The organism is Parendozoicomonas sp. Alg238-R29, assembly GCF_947331445.1.
Taxonomy (GTDB): Bacteria; Pseudomonadota; Gammaproteobacteria; order Pseudomonadales; family Endozoicomonadaceae; genus Sansalvadorimonas.
This window is the reverse complement of the sequence record NZ_CAMZOG010000006.1, coordinates 1-14,573: the sequence shown is the minus strand read 5'-3', so window position 1 is coordinate 14,573 and position 14,573 is coordinate 1. Positions and strand designations below refer to the sequence as shown.

Below are 14,573 nucleotides of genomic sequence, written 5' to 3'. Positions count from 1 at the left end.
CCAAAAAGTTAAAGGGGGCACTTGTAAGTGCTCAACCGAGCTCATTCGACCAAGCGATAGGTCGGTTCTGGATGCGTGGAGAGTGGTGGTATCTTCGGTGCAGAGCCTGCGCTAAGAGGCTTCCTCATCAGCATCCTTCGGCAGAGGTTGCGCCGCGCCTGCAAGCTCGTCCCATGTCTTGGGCACCTGCCCTTGCTCCAAAAGTTTTTTGAAAGCTTCATAGACGTCAGTTTTGGCACCGGCTTTTCGAATTGTCGACTCATCATTAAGCCAAGCATAAACAATAGATTTGGGGCGGTGAGCGCTTCTAAACTGGAAAAACAGTCTATATCTTGTGGGCAAGCCTTTTTTAACTCGGCGCCAGGACTTATTGTCAGGCCCTAATGTATTCCCTTGACGAAAGCGCGAATCATCGGGGTTCGCTGGCACTTCCTCAAAGATTGCAGAACTTACTGCCATTAGAAGCTTATACTTGTGGTGTTTTGTTACTTTGGTAGGGTGTTTTCTATAGATCTTCTCAACTTCTTGAGTTAAAGACTCGAGTCTTTCAAGAAATAAGTCGATCGCAAGAAGATCCCATCCATTCTGGGAAACAACTTCCATCAGCTAATACTGTACCTGCGTAACAAGCGAAAACTTGATTAGCCTTCTAGGAGCTCTTCATGAGGAGATGTAGCAGATACACCCTGATCTTCAGCGAGTTTCTGAAGTCGAGCAATTCTACTAAACAGAGATTTTGGAATAGGTTTGATCGCGTCTTCTTGACGCATTTTTTGATCGAGAACATTTAAAAAAGCACTGTCAGCTTTCTTCTCTTCCCGATACTGATCCAAGTCAGTAACTTGAATATCCATTTGTTAAGGCCCCCACCTTTTAATGTATTGCAAGCAGTAAGCATCAATAAGCTTTAGCCTGCAATTACTTAAGCGTGACACGTCACACTTGGGCACAAGTATGCTCTACACGCATAAATGTTGCAAATCCAGCTGCTGACAAATACACAACCTCGCACTCAAGCCGCAAACATCTCCCCCTGAAACCCTACCGCATCGCCATTCATGCCCAGTCTGCGGACTATCTCGTGGGGATTATTCAAGCAATCCCGCAGGCCGGAGCGCCAAATCTGGTTGGCCATGCGCAACATTCTTTCCTGTTCGGCATGGTCGCCCTTCTTGATTTGCACCACACCCAGGCGCATCAGGTATCGGTAAGCACTGGTGGGGTTAATGCAGAAATCATGGAAGCGCTCTACAGCCCATTCCACTTCAAAGCCAAAGAACTCTTCAGCGGCTCGCTCATCAATACTGAACTCATCACCCGTATTGCAAGCCATAAAGGAGTCCCCTTTACTGCTCTGGTAAGGCATTTCGTCGTAACCTGCCGCCATCATACTCAAATCCCGAAAACCGGAAAATATGCCATCAAACTCCCGATCAGCATAAGGAACCGACACTTCAGGAGGAAAAGGCCTGCTGGGGAACACATCAGGCTCTTCGGGTGGATACCAGCGCTCACCATCACGGTTCACTTTCAGCCACAGGTAACAGGCATGCAGCCCTTGCTGGTAACCGTAACGATTCCAAAGCACGTCAATAGCCAGCACATCCACCAGCCGCAAGAGTGTGAACCTTGGGCTGCCGTTGGTGGCCATGTACTCATCGGCATCAATAGAAAGCGCCCACATCATCAGCTGCTCACAGAACTCAGGACTGTAAGCGTTGGGCTTAATATTAACGGAACCATCACTGTTTAAGGTGCGGGCCAGCCAGTTACGGCGGGCAGGGTCATAATGCCAAGCTTTAAGAGCAGTGCGGAAGTTCGCCAGGGGCTGCATGTAAGCGTTCTTCTCTCGGGTGTCTTCATGGGTCAGCATGTTATTCATGCTCTTATCGTCCTGCACCCGCAGGCATATATGACAACCAAAACGGGCACCGCAGCCCGTGCTCTTTGCTTTACCGTTGGCATAGGCGTTTACCATGCACTCCCCGCCTTCGCCTTCCTTATACACCTCCACCAGCTCATTGAAACCTGAGTAAGCTTTCACCCAGTCGTTTCTCACCATGGCTATGTAGTAATAAATATCATCCAGACTGAGGTGAGCAATCGGCGAGAGTACATATTCTGGCTTTAATGGCCTGCCCTTTTTGTCAGTTTTACCGGCTTTGCTGTTTACCGGTTCAATAGGGGAATCACTGCGCTGTTCCATAGCATCGCCACGGGCTGCAGACTCATCAAACCGAGTGCCTACCAATGTGCAGGTTTTGTCTATGCCCAACTCTTTAAAGATGCGCTTCTTCTGGCGGGTGATAGGCTCCACTTTCATCATATTGGAGCACTTGGCATCATCGTTATCTGGCAGAGTGGCAATGGTGCGCCCGCCGATCAGGTTTAAAAGGTAGTTGTTGCTGGTACCAGGCTCTGCAATTTCTACACGGGCTGGTAAGTTATGCTTGTGGATGAAGACTTCAACCTTAGCCAGCTCCGCGCGTGCATAGGCATCAATCACAGGATTCTCTAATAAGGTATTCCCAGAGCACACCACAAGATAAGGCAACACCAAACCCTGAGCCTGATATTCAACCGCTGCATTCAATACAATGCTGGTCATCACACTGGAATCTTTCCCCATACTGGCCGCTATCAGAAAATGCCAGCCTTCATCCCACAACCGCCAGCAGTTGCCGGTTATGGCTGCTATCTTTTCTTCCAGCTCATCATCAGGGCGGAAGCCTGCTGGTGGCATAAAGGCTTCGTTGATGGGTTCTTGTTCTGCATTGAGTATTGTTATTTGTTGCATTTGCCACTCGGCTGTTTTTTATGATTTCATTCCCAAAAAAAACAAGGGAGTAAAAATATTTCAAAGCATTCAAAAGTACAAAGCTGAGTGGAGCCTGTTATTGATTGGGCTTTCTTGGATGATATTCTCCCTCTCATACACTCCACCAACAGGTGACACGCCTGGCGTCTGGTATCAAAGATCAGGGGCGATAGGAGTACTGTCTGCCGTTATTGTTGAGTTCCGTCTGTTTTTCCACTCATTGCATGAAAGTTATTTTTCTACCGTTGACCGATCCAGCCTTTCTCCCATGGAAAAAAAACTACTTTGGGAAACAATTGGAAAGCCTGTCGGAACTCTTCGGATATTTACTTTAGGTATGGCGTTGCATGGAACGATCACATGGGGTTACGGCGATCTGCTCTACCCTTTGTTTATCTCGTTCTCCCCCTAACCCGCATCTCATAAACCCCAGGCCGCAACAGCTCCTGCTCTTCCATCGCGTTATTCGCCAATCCTCTGGACGAGTGGGAGCTGTGAAACTCCCACTTAGGTTTCGGATACACCACATCTTTAAGCCGGTACTGCACCACAAAAGGCTTTCTGTTCATTCGTCCTCCCATACCAAACCATTCAGCATCAGAATGGCTTCAGCGGTCTTGTATACAGATTCTTTCCAGTCCAGCACCACACGCTTTACTTCACTCTGGCGGTTGCTGATACTCTTTTGGCTGAGTTCACCATCCATGGTTGGCATGGCCTGCAACAGTTTGGGTTTAATTGCTCGCAGCACCAGATATTGCAGAGCGGTTTTGTTCTCGCGAATGCTTTTGCGTATACCATCACAGCCCACCAGCGCCGGTTGGATGTATTGCCACGCGCGGATCAGGGCGGCCACCTCATCATCAAAGGTGTAAAAAACCCGAATCAGCCAATATTCAGAGGGTGACAGTTCCTTCATTAATAAGGCAGAAACCATACCCGCCTGAGTGTGCCAGTCTTTCTTTCTGAGCCTGCCATTGTCGTACCCCACAGCCTTGGCCACTGTCGCCATACCAACGCAAGCCGCCTCTTCCGGGTATTTATCTTCTATCTGCTGCTGCCAGCTGGCGCTGGTCGTGTCGTCAAACAGTGAACTGTTGAATGCATAGAGCAATGCGGTGCCTGTGGTGGGGTACATGGCGACTCTCCTTAGCGGGTGGCACTTTCCAGAAATGGGGCATCCAGAAACAGGGTATCCACACTGCCCAGGGCTTCACGATAAACCTTCAGCTCCTCAACGGATTCCCGAATATCGGCCAAGGCCTCATGCTGGTACTGCTTGAACTCTGTCGCCTTGCCTGCCAGCTGGGGCGAAAAGTAACGGGCAGCCAGGGCGATGGCAGATACATCCAGCATGCGGTAATGGAGGTAATTGTTCAGGGTTGGCATTTGAGCCATGATGAAGGAGCGGTCAAAGTGAATACTGTTGCCCGCCATAATGCCGCCCGTTTTGGCGTCGCGGTCATAGGCCTGCACACCAAGCCCCCGCAGATAACTGGTGATGGCATCTTCAGCCTCTTCCAGTGTCAGGGTTGAGTTCTCCACCTCACCAAGCAGGCCGCTCTCTTTATGGGTGTTGATAGCCCACTCACTCATAGAGAGAAGCGTTTCAGTGTCGTGATGTACCACCAGCCGCAACGGTTCACCAATTTCATTCAGGTCAGTGTCTGTGACGATAATGGCAATCTCAAGAATCGGCAGGGTTTCACAACCCAGTGTTCCATCTGACAACCGGCCATTCAATCCGCCACTTTCCAGATCAGTCCATACAAAATATGCGCTCATACTTTTCCCCTTATTGTTTTTTTGCTGTTCTCTCAATGTTTTTCTACTGCCGACCCGGTTAATCGCCAGCGTACTTTGATCGGAAAGGCCCGCGCTCGTTGTGCGGGTAAACCTGCTCAGCCATAGAAGGCTTCGGAACCTTCGCCTCCAGCTTGCAGATCTCTTTTCTCTGTTGTTCGTTCCGGGCAATCATCTGCGTCTGGCTTTGGCGCATCACAGTAATGGCATCGTTGTCAGTCAACCGCTCGCCCGTATCGGCGTAAACAAAACCCACCAGCAGACAAGAACCACAGGGGCGACGCAGGCCGCCATTGAAGAACAAACCCTCCGGATCGTACCCATGACCCTTGCATTCAGGGCACAGCATCACGCTTTTGTTGCTTGTGGTTGCGAATGGCGCCACCGCACTTTTGCCAGCTTCCGTACTGGATGGCTTGCCGGGCTGGTGTCCAGGCTGTGTAGACTGTTTGTTCACCACAGAATTGCTTGCTGACTGTGTAGCCATCTTTGTCCTTCTTGTAATACTCAGTCATTTGCCGCTGGATGTTCGGATGATTGAGTCACAGGCCAGCCCATGTACTCATCAATCACAGCCTTGAATTCTGTATACCCTTTACAGACTCGCGTGCAGTACCCGGCACCAGCCAGCCGCTGCAACCATTCCTTCTGTTTAGAGCTGACCGCAGAGTTATGAGGAGCCCGGGCTTTCATCTCCACATACAGACCAAAGAAACCACCACGGGCCAGTGCTACTTTTATGTCTGGCACGCCAGCCTTCACCCCTTCAGCCTTTAGCTTGACGGCCGTAACCTTGTGGCGGTGGCCACCATTGGGAACGTGGTAGGCATGCTCAAACGCTTCCCTATGAACAACCCGCATATACTCAAAACAAAGCCTCTGCTCCTGAGACTCACGATCAACCCGTTTATGCTGAACGGCAGGATGCGCCATGGTTACGCCCTCCAGAATCCGGACACCAACACAACCAGCTGAATACCCAGAAAGCAAAGCAGGTAAACCGCAGCTGGTGGAGTGCTTAGGGCTTTGAGAATTTTGGCTTTCATAATCACCTGCTCTGTGTGGTTTTTATTCAAATTTTTTATGTACTGGTTAGACATACAGTGACTGCCGTCTAATATGTCTAGCGACCGCAAACCATTAGGAGGACGGATATGAATTCCGTACTGAAACCGTGGCCCATTTTTTGTACCGCATGCGGAACCGAATTTGATTTGTGGACAGCCGTTATGAAACGAGGCGATGAGCAAATCGTGTGCCCACACTGCCAGCACAAATTTCCCGGGAAATTGACCATCGGCGGCAAAAACCCTCACGATTACATTCAACGGGTTAGCCAAGCGGCTGCACAACTTGAAAATGAGGCCAGAGAGACTCTCCAGCATGTTGTTAACAGCTGTGATCCTCGCATTAAAATGGATATTGTTCTGACAGATGGCACCAGATACACGAACAGGAAGTAGCTTCATCAAGCAACCTCCTTTTCACTGAATACCATGTGAGTAAGGTTGCCATCCCAGTTCCTTTTCATGGGCAGGCGGTTATCGAGGTACTGCTTATAGAGCCAGCGTGAGCCCTTCTGGGTAAGTTGAGGCTGATAACTGTTATCGCCATCATTGTTTTCAATGGTGTGCAGTTTGAAATGAGAATCCCGGTATTCGCTGGTGGGTCTGTGTCCGCGCTTCTCACGGATCAGCACCCTACGATTAACCAGGTAACCGTTCACCTGCTGGGTATTCACGCCATTCAGCTGCATGCAAAACTTGGGAACTGTCAGGCCCGGAACAAATTGGCGGGTAATGGTGTTGCAGACCTTATTGAGTCGGGCGGCTTCCTGTTCTGCACAGGCTTTCAGCTCAAACTGTTCAGCCCATGCTCTGGCAGCTTCTGCAGGGTTGGTAAAATCAGGGAGATTTATAGCGGGTGGGTTCGCGGCCTGCTGCTCCAACTCTTGCCACCTATCCACCAACTGAACAGTGAATTCTGGAGACACCCGAGCCATCACAACATACGAATCGTGTTGATTAATCATCAAATGCTTCACATATTGCCCGGGAACATTGGCTTTTGGCCTCTCCTCAATCTGTGGGGAGGCAATAAACCTTTGCTCGACCAAAGATTCCACTGTGCGTCTCACACTGTCGGAACGCTTATCGGCAATTTCCGCTATTTCAATGTGCGACATAGCTAAGGGCATAATCATTGTGCCCTGGTTAATAATTTGCGCTGGCATCAGATCACCTCCAGATTCACAGCAAACGGCATCAGAACCAGACACAGCAAAGTGGCGCCACAAGTCAGGTCTTGCATGAGTTGAATCATGCCAGCGCCCTCCCCCACTCCCGCATAGAACTTGTGAGTACACGGTTAGCTGCCAAAACATCAGGCCTGCGCACTTCGTCTTCATCTCGCACAGGCTTACTGCCCGGTATTGTTCTGCGATCACGCTGCCGAAGTTCCGGGTAACGCTTCAGGAGATTCTTGTTAGTATCAGATATTCCACGAACGCCTTCGCGCTCACAGATATCATGCATATTCTCACCAGCAAGACGGGCATCACGCATACGGGCGTAGCGTTCCTCTGTCGCCTGTTTGCGCTTGTTGAACAAGGCAATAACGGCCGGGTTTTTCTTGCGAGCCCTTCGCACTGGCCCCATTCCGCAACCAAGGCGCTCAGCAACAGAAACCATTGGCAGCTGCTCTTCGACAAGCAGACGAACAATTTCTTGATCCCGTTCTTGATTATTCATTGCGTCAGCTCCCAGGCATCAAAGCCTTCACGAGCCGCAAGGCGAAGATCTACACGAAGGTCTTCAACATCAACAGACAACAGACCTGCAACCTCTTCAATCGAATGGTTGTAAGCTCTGAGCTCCATAGCCGCGGCAACCTCTCGAATTGTGAGTGTCATCAGCAGTCACCCTCCCCGTCAGAAATCATCGGGCCATCAGCCCAACTGCGATCAGTAAGCTTCTGCTCCTGAGTTTTTGGCGGTTCAACGGTTTGGGTTAACCGGTTACGTTCACCGTTGCGCCTGGCTGCCAATTTTGCCCAATGCCTGTTCAAAGCTGCCGGGGACAGGATTTGCTCTGCCCAGCTAAATTTTTCATCAACGTGCTGGTTGGCAAAAGTAAACAGGGCTTTGATGTGTTCAGGCTTGCGGCCTTTCTGCTCCCTCATCAAACGAATGGTGTTCGCCCAATCTGCAAGGTTTGGATTGCAATCGCCGGTAACCTTAGCGACTCCTTCATGAATCAGTTCAGCAATCTCAAGATCAACAGGCATGCCCCACTTCTTTCCGGCAGGGGTTTGTATTGCCGCACCTTCACGAATAACTGTTTTTGAAACTTCAGTACACTCACTCGTCGCTGAATCGCCAGATTCTTCGACATAAGAGCTTTTATTATTTCTCTGTATCTCTGTATCTCTATTGTGGTTCGTGGATTTAATCGATTTATTCGTGGATTCAATCGATTTATTCGTGGATTTAATCGATTTATTCGTGGATTTACGAACGGTCTTTTTGGGCTTTTCCCACTCTTCTATTGCCGTGTTAATAGCCAACTTTTGGTCGTGACCATTCGCTTTTCGAAGCAGAATCTTTTTCTTTACCAGACCGTTAATCAGAGTGCAGCAGTCACGCTTCAAAACCCCAGTCAGCTCTTCAAATTGAGAAAGCGCAATCCAATCAGCACCTTTCTGGAAACCGTACGTCTTACGAATAACAGCGAATACAATGGCGTATTCACGACCAGACAGTCTGTACTCAGCGCGGGCCAGTGCATCAATCAGTTGATCAGAGAGCTTGGTGTAGCCGTTTTCCAAAGTCGCCTTACCTTGCACGTTTCCCGCTTTAGGCTGACAGGCACCTCTGCTGCCAAACAGGCTGACAACATTTTCCATGCTGCCTCCTAGTGCCCAGAAGGGGTCGGTTGTCTGAAAACGGGCGAATTAATGGGGTTGAGTACCTGACGCAGTTCTGCAGGAAGCTTTACTCGCTGACAGCCACCAGCATTAATCTGTTTTAGTTGGTTGTATTTATTCATTGTTATTGCCCCCTCTTGTCCACAATTGCAGACATGATGTTTTCCAAGGAACAGGCCATTATTTGGGTCGTGCCTGTTCGTAGTCTTCGTGCACTTCAGCGATAGTGATCTCGCCCCCGGTTAAATCGCTGACCGTTTTTGCATGCCTTGCAGGGATAACACCTCCCCACTCCCAAACAGATGGCTGAGAAATATTCAGCGCTTCCGCTATGCCGGCCTGAGATCGGTAGATGCCTTTTAGTTTTTCGTATGAGTTCATTACTTATATTAAAGGTTTAACCTATTTTTATAAGCGAGACTACTCGCTAGAAAACCCTTTATCAAGAAAATTAGAAAGGTGTTTTATAAGCAATCCACTGGCAACATTTATAAGATGCGTAAGATCATGATTGGAAAACGGATAAAAAAAGCTCGGACCACAGCTAGAGAGCGGCTGGGGCTAAGACTGCGTGTCACCCAGCGAATGCTGGCGGACGCCGTTGGCATTTCTCAACCCAGCGTTTACCAAATGGAATCTGGGGAGATAGAACCCCGCTCAAAGAACATCAAGAAGATTGCAGAATATCTAAAGGTAGAAGAAGACTGGCTACTGACTGGGAAAGGCAATATAGAAGGAGAAGAGAACCTCTACATAGTCGATCAGCAGGAACGCACACCGCAAGTTTCAACTACTGGCGCCAAACGTTACAACAAAACAAGCATTATTATCAGAAAAAGCGACGAAGCTTCTTCGAAAGATTGGTCAGCCATAGTGCCCGACATATCAATCGAAGAAGAAATCAAGCTAACCATTGATGCCAGCATCAATAGAAAAAAGCTTATAGATGCACACCTATTCAGTGCTGACCTGCTAATACTCCCCGATGAAAACAAGCATGCCTATCTTCTAAAGGCATACATCGATTAACGCAAAAACAGGAAGTAAAAAAGGATGTTAAAACTTCACTACCGCCTGACACTCGCCGCAATATGTTCTATCCCACTATTGGCACACGGGCAAATTTACAAGTGCCAAGAGGGCGGAAAAACAACCTTCTCAGACAAGCCCTGCGGTGCGTCAGCACAAACAGTCACCTTATCCAAAATTACTACCATGGATGGCATTGATCAAAGCAAACTTGACTCCATGAAAGCCACCAGCAAGCGTGGCTTGCTGGAATCTGAAATCAAGCGAATAGAAGACAAAATCACAAGCTACAGCAAGAGCATGGAGCAGGAACTGTCCCGCCTAAGAATCAAGAAGCTACGCGCCAACAACAACCTGGCCGGTGCCACTTGGCAGGAGTCCATATCAACGGAGATGCAATCCGTGACAGAGAAATACAAACTCAAAATCGACCTTAAGCGCGATGAAATTAAACGCCTGAATAGCGAAATTGGCTACCTCAACAGCAATCAGTAGATAAGGCTCTGCAGGTTATGGACAACCCACTCACTGACATTTCCACCATGATTCATTTTCTCGAATCAGGCACCTACAACGAGACCAGTTCCTTCCTGCACACCTGCCAAGATTTGGGATACCAGATTAAACTGGAGGGAGATTTGTATCATGGAAACATCCCCTCATCCGTTGTGCATACACTGCCAGAACTGCAACAGTCAGTGCTACGGGCTTATTGTCTTTTCACCCGTAACTCAACCAACACCCGACTCCTGACCAGCGAGGAACGGGAAGCGCTTCAACTCGACTTCACTTTAAAAAAAGGCTCCTCCGGTCTTGGTTTTGTGTTTAAATCAGCTGGAAAACTGCTAAAAACACTTGATGGAGTTATGAAAGACATGGAGAGCAACGATAAAAAACAAACACTGATCGCACTGTTTTCCATTCTATTTTTAGGGGTTGGCGTCCACTACATCAGTGGTACTTACGAACGCATCCAGATCGACCAACAACAAACAGAAACAGCAATAGAAATAGAAAACATTCACAGTCAGAACCTGAACATGCTGGGCGAGCTTATCAAGGAAACCCAACATCTTGCACAGGTTGCCATAGAAGCGGGCAAGGGTCAGGCTGCGCCCATTCTCGCAGCACCGAACATAGATAAAGCCACCATTGCAGGCAGCACACTATCACCAAGCGACGTGCAGGCCCTGAAACAACGACTGGAAGAGCTCGAAAGCCGCAGCACCAAAGTAGAAACCAACGATTACTACATAGACGGCTATGTGATAGACAGAAAAAACAAACAAGCCAGAGTCACTCTAACCAATCCCAGCACTTTGCAGCCCACCACAGCAAAAGTGAGTACCGACCTGCTGAGCAAAGGCGAAGGGAAAATCCTGCGGGACAGTGTAGACACCAGCACCATTCTCTCATTGGAAGTGACAACGTATACCACCCCTAAAAAAACGACCCGTGTGATTACTCAATATATCGGACTCGCCAGCGCGGCTTTAACAACTCGATAAACAACACCTGCCTCATAAGAAGCCCCGCACTGTCGGGGCTTTTTTGTGCAACTGCAACTTTTATACACCCCCTCCTCGCCTCCCCACCTTAAAGCAATAATTAAATAGGCTTGATTTCACCAATATAATAGGTTTAACCTATTTATAAAATAAGTGAGCGCAAAATGAAAACAACACGCACCTACACAGGCCCACGCTTCAAAGTCGTACCAAACAACGACCTCACAGAACGTGATTCAGAGTCTCTGTTGTGGGTAGTTGAAGATAAAGATGCCGAAACCGCTGGCATTCTCATGGGATTAAGCCTGCAAAGCAGCCGTACATATCGACAGCGTCTGCTTAATAAAATGGATGTTCACAGCCTTTACGGGCTGGTAGCTGAAGCCTTTCGCCGAGGAATCGTTAGCCCTTTAGTTGTAGCGCTGGTTATTTGCCAGGCAGCGCTGGAAATCAACCTTGCCACCAGTTACGCCAGCAACAGCAGCCAACCACTCAACAGCAACCGGATTCCTCGCAAACCACAGCCGAAGCGTGGAGGTGGAACTCAGCCTGTACGCATAGCCAAACGTGGCGGTCTGCAAGGTGGAAAGGACGATCTGTTTGCGTTGCCCGAATGGGCGGCAGCTTACGCATAAAGGGAAAACATAATGTCTCCAAAGCAGAAGAAAGAACACAGCGCACCAGTTCACTCATAGACAGGCTTGAGAATTCAAACCCTCAAGCAAATTAACAAACAACAGTAACAACAGGTAGAGGGGAAGACCGTGGGGGCACAGTCACAACACTCAGCACAGCAAAAGCCACCAGCCGGGCAGGTAATCAACCGCCGCAAGCTGGGTGATCTGGTTGCCTGTATCAGCTATGCCAACAAAGGCCACTGCATAGGCTGGACATGCAAACGTGAAAACGGCGTTTGGGAATCGACCTGTTCTGGCCGGCCAGTGAAAGGGCTTAAGGGAGTCGCCGCATGAATATCTCAATGATTGATGGTGTACCCGTTACCCAGAACGAAGTAGAGCTTCTTGTTCGCCTGGATAGAAACGATCCCACCATGAGACCTGCAGAGCGTGAAGCGGCAGTGCGAGTATTTCTTGAACTGGAGGATGCAAAAGCACTTCTGGCGAAACAGGCCACAAACCAACCCTTATATTCCAATTCAAACGTGCACTGATCCATTACACCTAATTGATTTCAGGAAATCACAATGTTTAAAAATGCCATTATCTACGTTTTCAGCAAGTTGTTTACCCTCACCAGTGAACAACTGGAAACAGCTCTCAAAGAGCACCCCTTTCGCTCCACCGGGAAAACAGAGCTTACCAGTGCCGGTTTTGTGCCACCTTGCCCAGGCTCCAGCCAATTGGTTCACCAAACTGGGCAAAACCTTTTTGTTTGCATGCAGAAGGAAGAGCGCTTATTACCTTCCTTTGTAGTGACTGAGGCGGTACAGGAAAAGGTCGAACAGATTGAAGCCGATCAGGGGCGCAAGATTTACAAGAAAGAGCGAGACCAGATCAAAGACGAAGTCACTCTTGATTTGTTGCCGCGGGCCTTCCCGCGAAAAACGCGCATAAGTGCCTGGATTGATTTGAAAGGTCGCCGGGTTGTCGTCAACACAGCAACCTTCAGGAAGGCCGAAGAGCTCACCAGTCTCATTCGCTCCGCACTTGGCTCGCTCCCCATCGTGCCACCAGCATTAAAGCAGCCACCAGCCAACACCATGACTCACTGGCTGGAACATCCGGAAACCGTTCCGCCAATGATGACCCTGGGTGATGGTGTTCTCCTGAAAGACCTTGGTGAAGATGGCGGCGAGATTCGCGTTAAACGACAGGACATCATCAGCGACGAAATTCGCAACCACATCAACACCGGCATGCAAGTGGCCGAACTGGACATTCATTACAATGCGGCCTGCGCCTTCAGACTCCGCGACGACCTGCGCCTGACTGGAATCAAATTCACTGAAGCGCTACTGGAACAATCAGAAGCACTGAATGCTGAAGACGAAGCCAGCCGATTTGATGCAGACATGGCACTGATGTGCGACACCATGGCCGGGTTGATTGATGACCAGATTGTTGCTCTTGGCGGTTTTGAGGAAGAGGAGCAGGCATGAAAAACAAACTCGCCGATCTGAACAATCACCTGTTCGCACAGCTTGAACGATTGAATGATGAAAGCGTTAAAGGTAATGAGCTGCAAGAGGAGATTCAACGCTCTCAGGCTGTCAGCAACATATCAAAAGAGATCGTGAGTAACGCCTCTCTCCAGCTCAACGCGTTAAAGCTTCAGGCAGAGCACCGAGGTCTAAGCCGTGACGACATTCCTCAAATTCTAGCGCTGGAGACTAAGTAGTCATGGGTAAGGGACGCGCTATTTCATATAGTCAGGCAGAACTTGATTTCATCAAAGCCAACTGCCAGCTTCCAACAACGGAACAGTTTCAAATGTTCCAGGAGCGGTTCAATCGACCAGATGTTTCATTCGAAAACCTGAATTCATTACGAAAGCGGAATGGCTGGCTCTCTGGCCGAACGGGACAGTTTGAAAAAGGAAATATTCCATCCCCAAACGCCCGACCCAAAGGGCCAAACAAAACCAGCTTCAAAAAAGGCAGTAAGCCTGCCAACTGGAAGCCGGTGGGTTCAGAGCGCATATCCAAAGATGGATATATAGAAATCAAAGTTGCAGAAGGGATGCATCAGTGGCGCCTAAAACACCTGGTCGAATGGGAAAAAGACAACGGGCCATTACCTGACGGATTCTGTTTAATCTTCAGAGACAGGAATAAAACAAACACAGACCCAAGCAACCTCGAGCTTATTTCAAGAAACGCCAACTTGCAGATTAATAGATTACGCTGCTCATCAATGCCTGAAGAGGTTCAGCCTACTGTTCGATTAATCGGCAAGTTAAATGCCCAGATTTATGATCGAAAAGGAGCTGCAGCATGACACTCCCCACTATTAACACACCACCGGAACAGATCACCCGCTATACCTTTGGGCTGGTACTGCTGGGCTCTGTTCACAATAAATGTGGGTTGAGCCAATGGGATGCTTCCTGATCTAACAAACTCTCTTCCGAGAAGATATGTGTCTTTAAAAATCGTTTCCAGCCCAGATAGCGCGATAAATATTTCGTTGCTACGCCTTTGAAAAAACCATTAATCCAACGTTTGAGCTCACTGTGATAAGCATTGACCGTTTGAATGTGATAAACCTTCTCTCGCACATACTGGCCTGCCGTAGTGACCAATTCTTTCAGCGTCACGTTGAGTTGGTCTGCCAGTTTTTCATGGGACAGATGAGCATCCGTGCACAGGGTGCTGCCTGGTAAAATCCGTCCTGCCAGTTGCGTGAAGAGTTCATCGTTACTCACATGTTCGAGAACGGCATCGGTTACATGTTGCTGACGGTCGCAGGCCACCATGACGGGAATTTTTCTGATTGTTCCTGACTTTTCACTGGCATTCTCCGACGGCTTTT

At 48.8% G+C, this 14,573-nt stretch carries 24 protein-coding genes; 10 read left to right on the top strand and 14 right to left on the bottom strand.

The window, feature by feature from the left end; all coding sequences use genetic code 11:
* Window positions 1–111: 111 nt before the first annotated feature.
* The 3 genes from QMA35_RS02450 to QMA35_RS02440 all read right to left on the bottom strand — a co-directional run bounded on the left by QMA35_RS02450 (window position 112) and on the right by QMA35_RS02440 (window position 2,797).
* A complete protein-coding gene (locus tag QMA35_RS02450; RefSeq protein WP_281645545.1) occupies window positions 112–603 on the bottom strand; it encodes a type II toxin-antitoxin system YhaV family toxin in 492 nt (163 codons plus the stop codon).
* Window positions 604–641: 38 nt separating this feature from the next.
* On the bottom strand, window positions 642–854 hold the full coding sequence (locus tag QMA35_RS02445; RefSeq protein WP_281645544.1) for a hypothetical protein: 213 nt from the start codon (window positions 852–854) through the stop codon (window positions 642–644).
* A gap of 158 nt (window positions 855–1,012) precedes the next feature.
* Window positions 1,013–2,797, bottom strand: coding sequence for a phosphoadenosine phosphosulfate reductase family protein (locus QMA35_RS02440; protein WP_281645543.1), 1,785 nt, complete (start codon window positions 2,795–2,797; stop codon window positions 1,013–1,015).
* Between QMA35_RS02440 and QMA35_RS02435 the strand changes: the two genes are divergently transcribed.
* Window positions 2,775–3,230: a hypothetical protein gene (locus QMA35_RS02435; protein WP_281645542.1), complete on the top strand. Its 456-nt coding sequence runs from the start codon at window positions 2,775–2,777 to the stop codon at window positions 3,228–3,230. The genes QMA35_RS02440 and QMA35_RS02435 overlap by 23 nt on opposite strands.
* 153 nt (window positions 3,231–3,383) lie before the next feature.
* On the opposite strand, the gene QMA35_RS02430 is transcribed toward QMA35_RS02435, so the two are convergent.
* From QMA35_RS02430 to QMA35_RS02385, 10 genes are all read right to left on the bottom strand, one after another.
* A complete protein-coding gene (locus QMA35_RS02430; RefSeq protein ID WP_281645541.1) occupies window positions 3,384–3,956 on the bottom strand; it encodes a hypothetical protein in 573 nt (190 codons plus the stop codon).
* Window positions 3,957–3,967: 11 nt separating this feature from the next.
* Window positions 3,968–4,603, bottom strand: a complete 636-nt coding sequence (gene orn / locus QMA35_RS02425) for an oligoribonuclease (RefSeq protein WP_281645540.1) — start codon at window positions 4,601–4,603, stop codon at window positions 3,968–3,970.
* Window positions 4,604–4,661: 58 nt separating this feature from the next.
* Entirely contained in the window at window positions 4,662–5,108 is a 447-nt protein-coding gene (locus QMA35_RS02420) for a hypothetical protein (RefSeq protein ID WP_281645539.1), read from the bottom strand.
* Between the two features lie 20 nt (window positions 5,109–5,128).
* On the bottom strand, window positions 5,129–5,554 hold the full coding sequence (locus QMA35_RS02415; RefSeq protein ID WP_281645538.1) for a VRR-NUC domain-containing protein: 426 nt from the start codon (window positions 5,552–5,554) through the stop codon (window positions 5,129–5,131).
* A 2-nt stretch (window positions 5,555–5,556) separates the two neighbouring features.
* Window positions 5,557–6,090: a hypothetical protein gene (locus tag QMA35_RS02410; RefSeq protein WP_281645537.1), complete on the bottom strand. Its 534-nt coding sequence runs from the start codon at window positions 6,088–6,090 to the stop codon at window positions 5,557–5,559.
* On the bottom strand, window positions 6,090–6,854 hold the full coding sequence (locus QMA35_RS02405) for a phage antirepressor KilAC domain-containing protein (protein ID WP_281645536.1): 765 nt from the start codon (window positions 6,852–6,854) through the stop codon (window positions 6,090–6,092). The genes QMA35_RS02410 and QMA35_RS02405 overlap by 1 nt, the downstream gene beginning before the upstream one ends.
* Window positions 6,855–6,939: 85 nt before the next feature.
* Window positions 6,940–7,371, bottom strand: coding sequence for a hypothetical protein (locus QMA35_RS02400; RefSeq protein WP_281645535.1), 432 nt, complete (start codon window positions 7,369–7,371; stop codon window positions 6,940–6,942).
* A complete protein-coding gene (locus QMA35_RS02395; protein WP_281645534.1) occupies window positions 7,368–7,532 on the bottom strand; it encodes a hypothetical protein in 165 nt (54 codons plus the stop codon). The genes QMA35_RS02400 and QMA35_RS02395 overlap by 4 nt, the downstream gene beginning before the upstream one ends.
* Window positions 7,532–8,524, bottom strand: coding sequence for a replication protein (locus QMA35_RS02390; RefSeq protein ID WP_281645533.1), 993 nt, complete (start codon window positions 8,522–8,524; stop codon window positions 7,532–7,534). The genes QMA35_RS02395 and QMA35_RS02390 overlap by 1 nt, the downstream gene beginning before the upstream one ends.
* Before the next feature lie 201 nt (window positions 8,525–8,725).
* Window positions 8,726–8,926 carry a YdaS family helix-turn-helix protein gene (locus QMA35_RS02385; RefSeq protein ID WP_281645532.1) on the bottom strand — a complete coding sequence of 67 codons (201 nt, stop codon included), beginning with the start codon at window positions 8,924–8,926 and terminating at the stop codon, window positions 8,726–8,728.
* A gap of 126 nt (window positions 8,927–9,052) precedes the next feature.
* On the opposite strand from QMA35_RS02385, the gene QMA35_RS02380 reads away from it, so the two are divergent.
* From QMA35_RS02380 to QMA35_RS02340, 9 genes are all read left to right on the top strand, one after another.
* The gene (locus QMA35_RS02380) at window positions 9,053–9,574 is read left to right on the top strand and encodes a helix-turn-helix transcriptional regulator (RefSeq protein ID WP_281645531.1); all 522 of its coding nucleotides are present in this window, start codon (window positions 9,053–9,055) and stop codon (window positions 9,572–9,574) included.
* 24 nt (window positions 9,575–9,598) lie between these two features.
* On the top strand, window positions 9,599–10,069 hold the full coding sequence (locus tag QMA35_RS02375) for a DUF4124 domain-containing protein (RefSeq protein WP_281645530.1): 471 nt from the start codon (window positions 9,599–9,601) through the stop codon (window positions 10,067–10,069).
* Window positions 10,070–10,086: 17 nt separating this feature from the next.
* Window positions 10,087–11,082 carry a hypothetical protein gene (locus QMA35_RS02370; RefSeq protein WP_281645529.1) on the top strand — a complete coding sequence of 332 codons (996 nt, stop codon included), beginning with the start codon at window positions 10,087–10,089 and terminating at the stop codon, window positions 11,080–11,082.
* A gap of 164 nt (window positions 11,083–11,246) precedes the next feature.
* Entirely contained in the window at window positions 11,247–11,717 is a 471-nt protein-coding gene (locus QMA35_RS02365; RefSeq protein ID WP_281645528.1) for a LuxR C-terminal-related transcriptional regulator, read from the top strand.
* A gap of 129 nt (window positions 11,718–11,846) precedes the next feature.
* On the top strand, window positions 11,847–12,053 hold the full coding sequence (locus tag QMA35_RS02360) for a hypothetical protein (protein WP_281645527.1): 207 nt from the start codon (window positions 11,847–11,849) through the stop codon (window positions 12,051–12,053).
* The gene (locus QMA35_RS02355) at window positions 12,050–12,253 is read left to right on the top strand and encodes a hypothetical protein (protein WP_281645526.1); all 204 of its coding nucleotides are present in this window, start codon (window positions 12,050–12,052) and stop codon (window positions 12,251–12,253) included. Before QMA35_RS02360 ends, QMA35_RS02355 begins: the two co-directional genes overlap by 4 nt.
* Window positions 12,254–12,286: 33 nt before the next feature.
* Window positions 12,287–13,201 carry a recombination-associated protein RdgC gene (locus QMA35_RS02350; protein WP_281645525.1) on the top strand — a complete coding sequence of 305 codons (915 nt, stop codon included), beginning with the start codon at window positions 12,287–12,289 and terminating at the stop codon, window positions 13,199–13,201.
* Window positions 13,198–13,440, top strand: coding sequence for a hypothetical protein (locus tag QMA35_RS02345; RefSeq protein WP_281645524.1), 243 nt, complete (start codon window positions 13,198–13,200; stop codon window positions 13,438–13,440). Before QMA35_RS02350 ends, QMA35_RS02345 begins: the two co-directional genes overlap by 4 nt.
* A gap of 2 nt (window positions 13,441–13,442) precedes the next feature.
* Window positions 13,443–14,039, top strand: a complete 597-nt coding sequence (locus QMA35_RS02340; RefSeq protein ID WP_281645523.1) for an HNH endonuclease signature motif containing protein — start codon at window positions 13,443–13,445, stop codon at window positions 14,037–14,039.
* Window positions 14,040–14,112: 73 nt separating this feature from the next.
* On the opposite strand, the gene QMA35_RS02335 is transcribed toward QMA35_RS02340, so the two are convergent.
* Window positions 14,113–14,573 (bottom strand): IS1595 family transposase (locus QMA35_RS02335; RefSeq protein ID WP_281645522.1); only part of this gene is annotated, 461 nt, incomplete at its 5' end.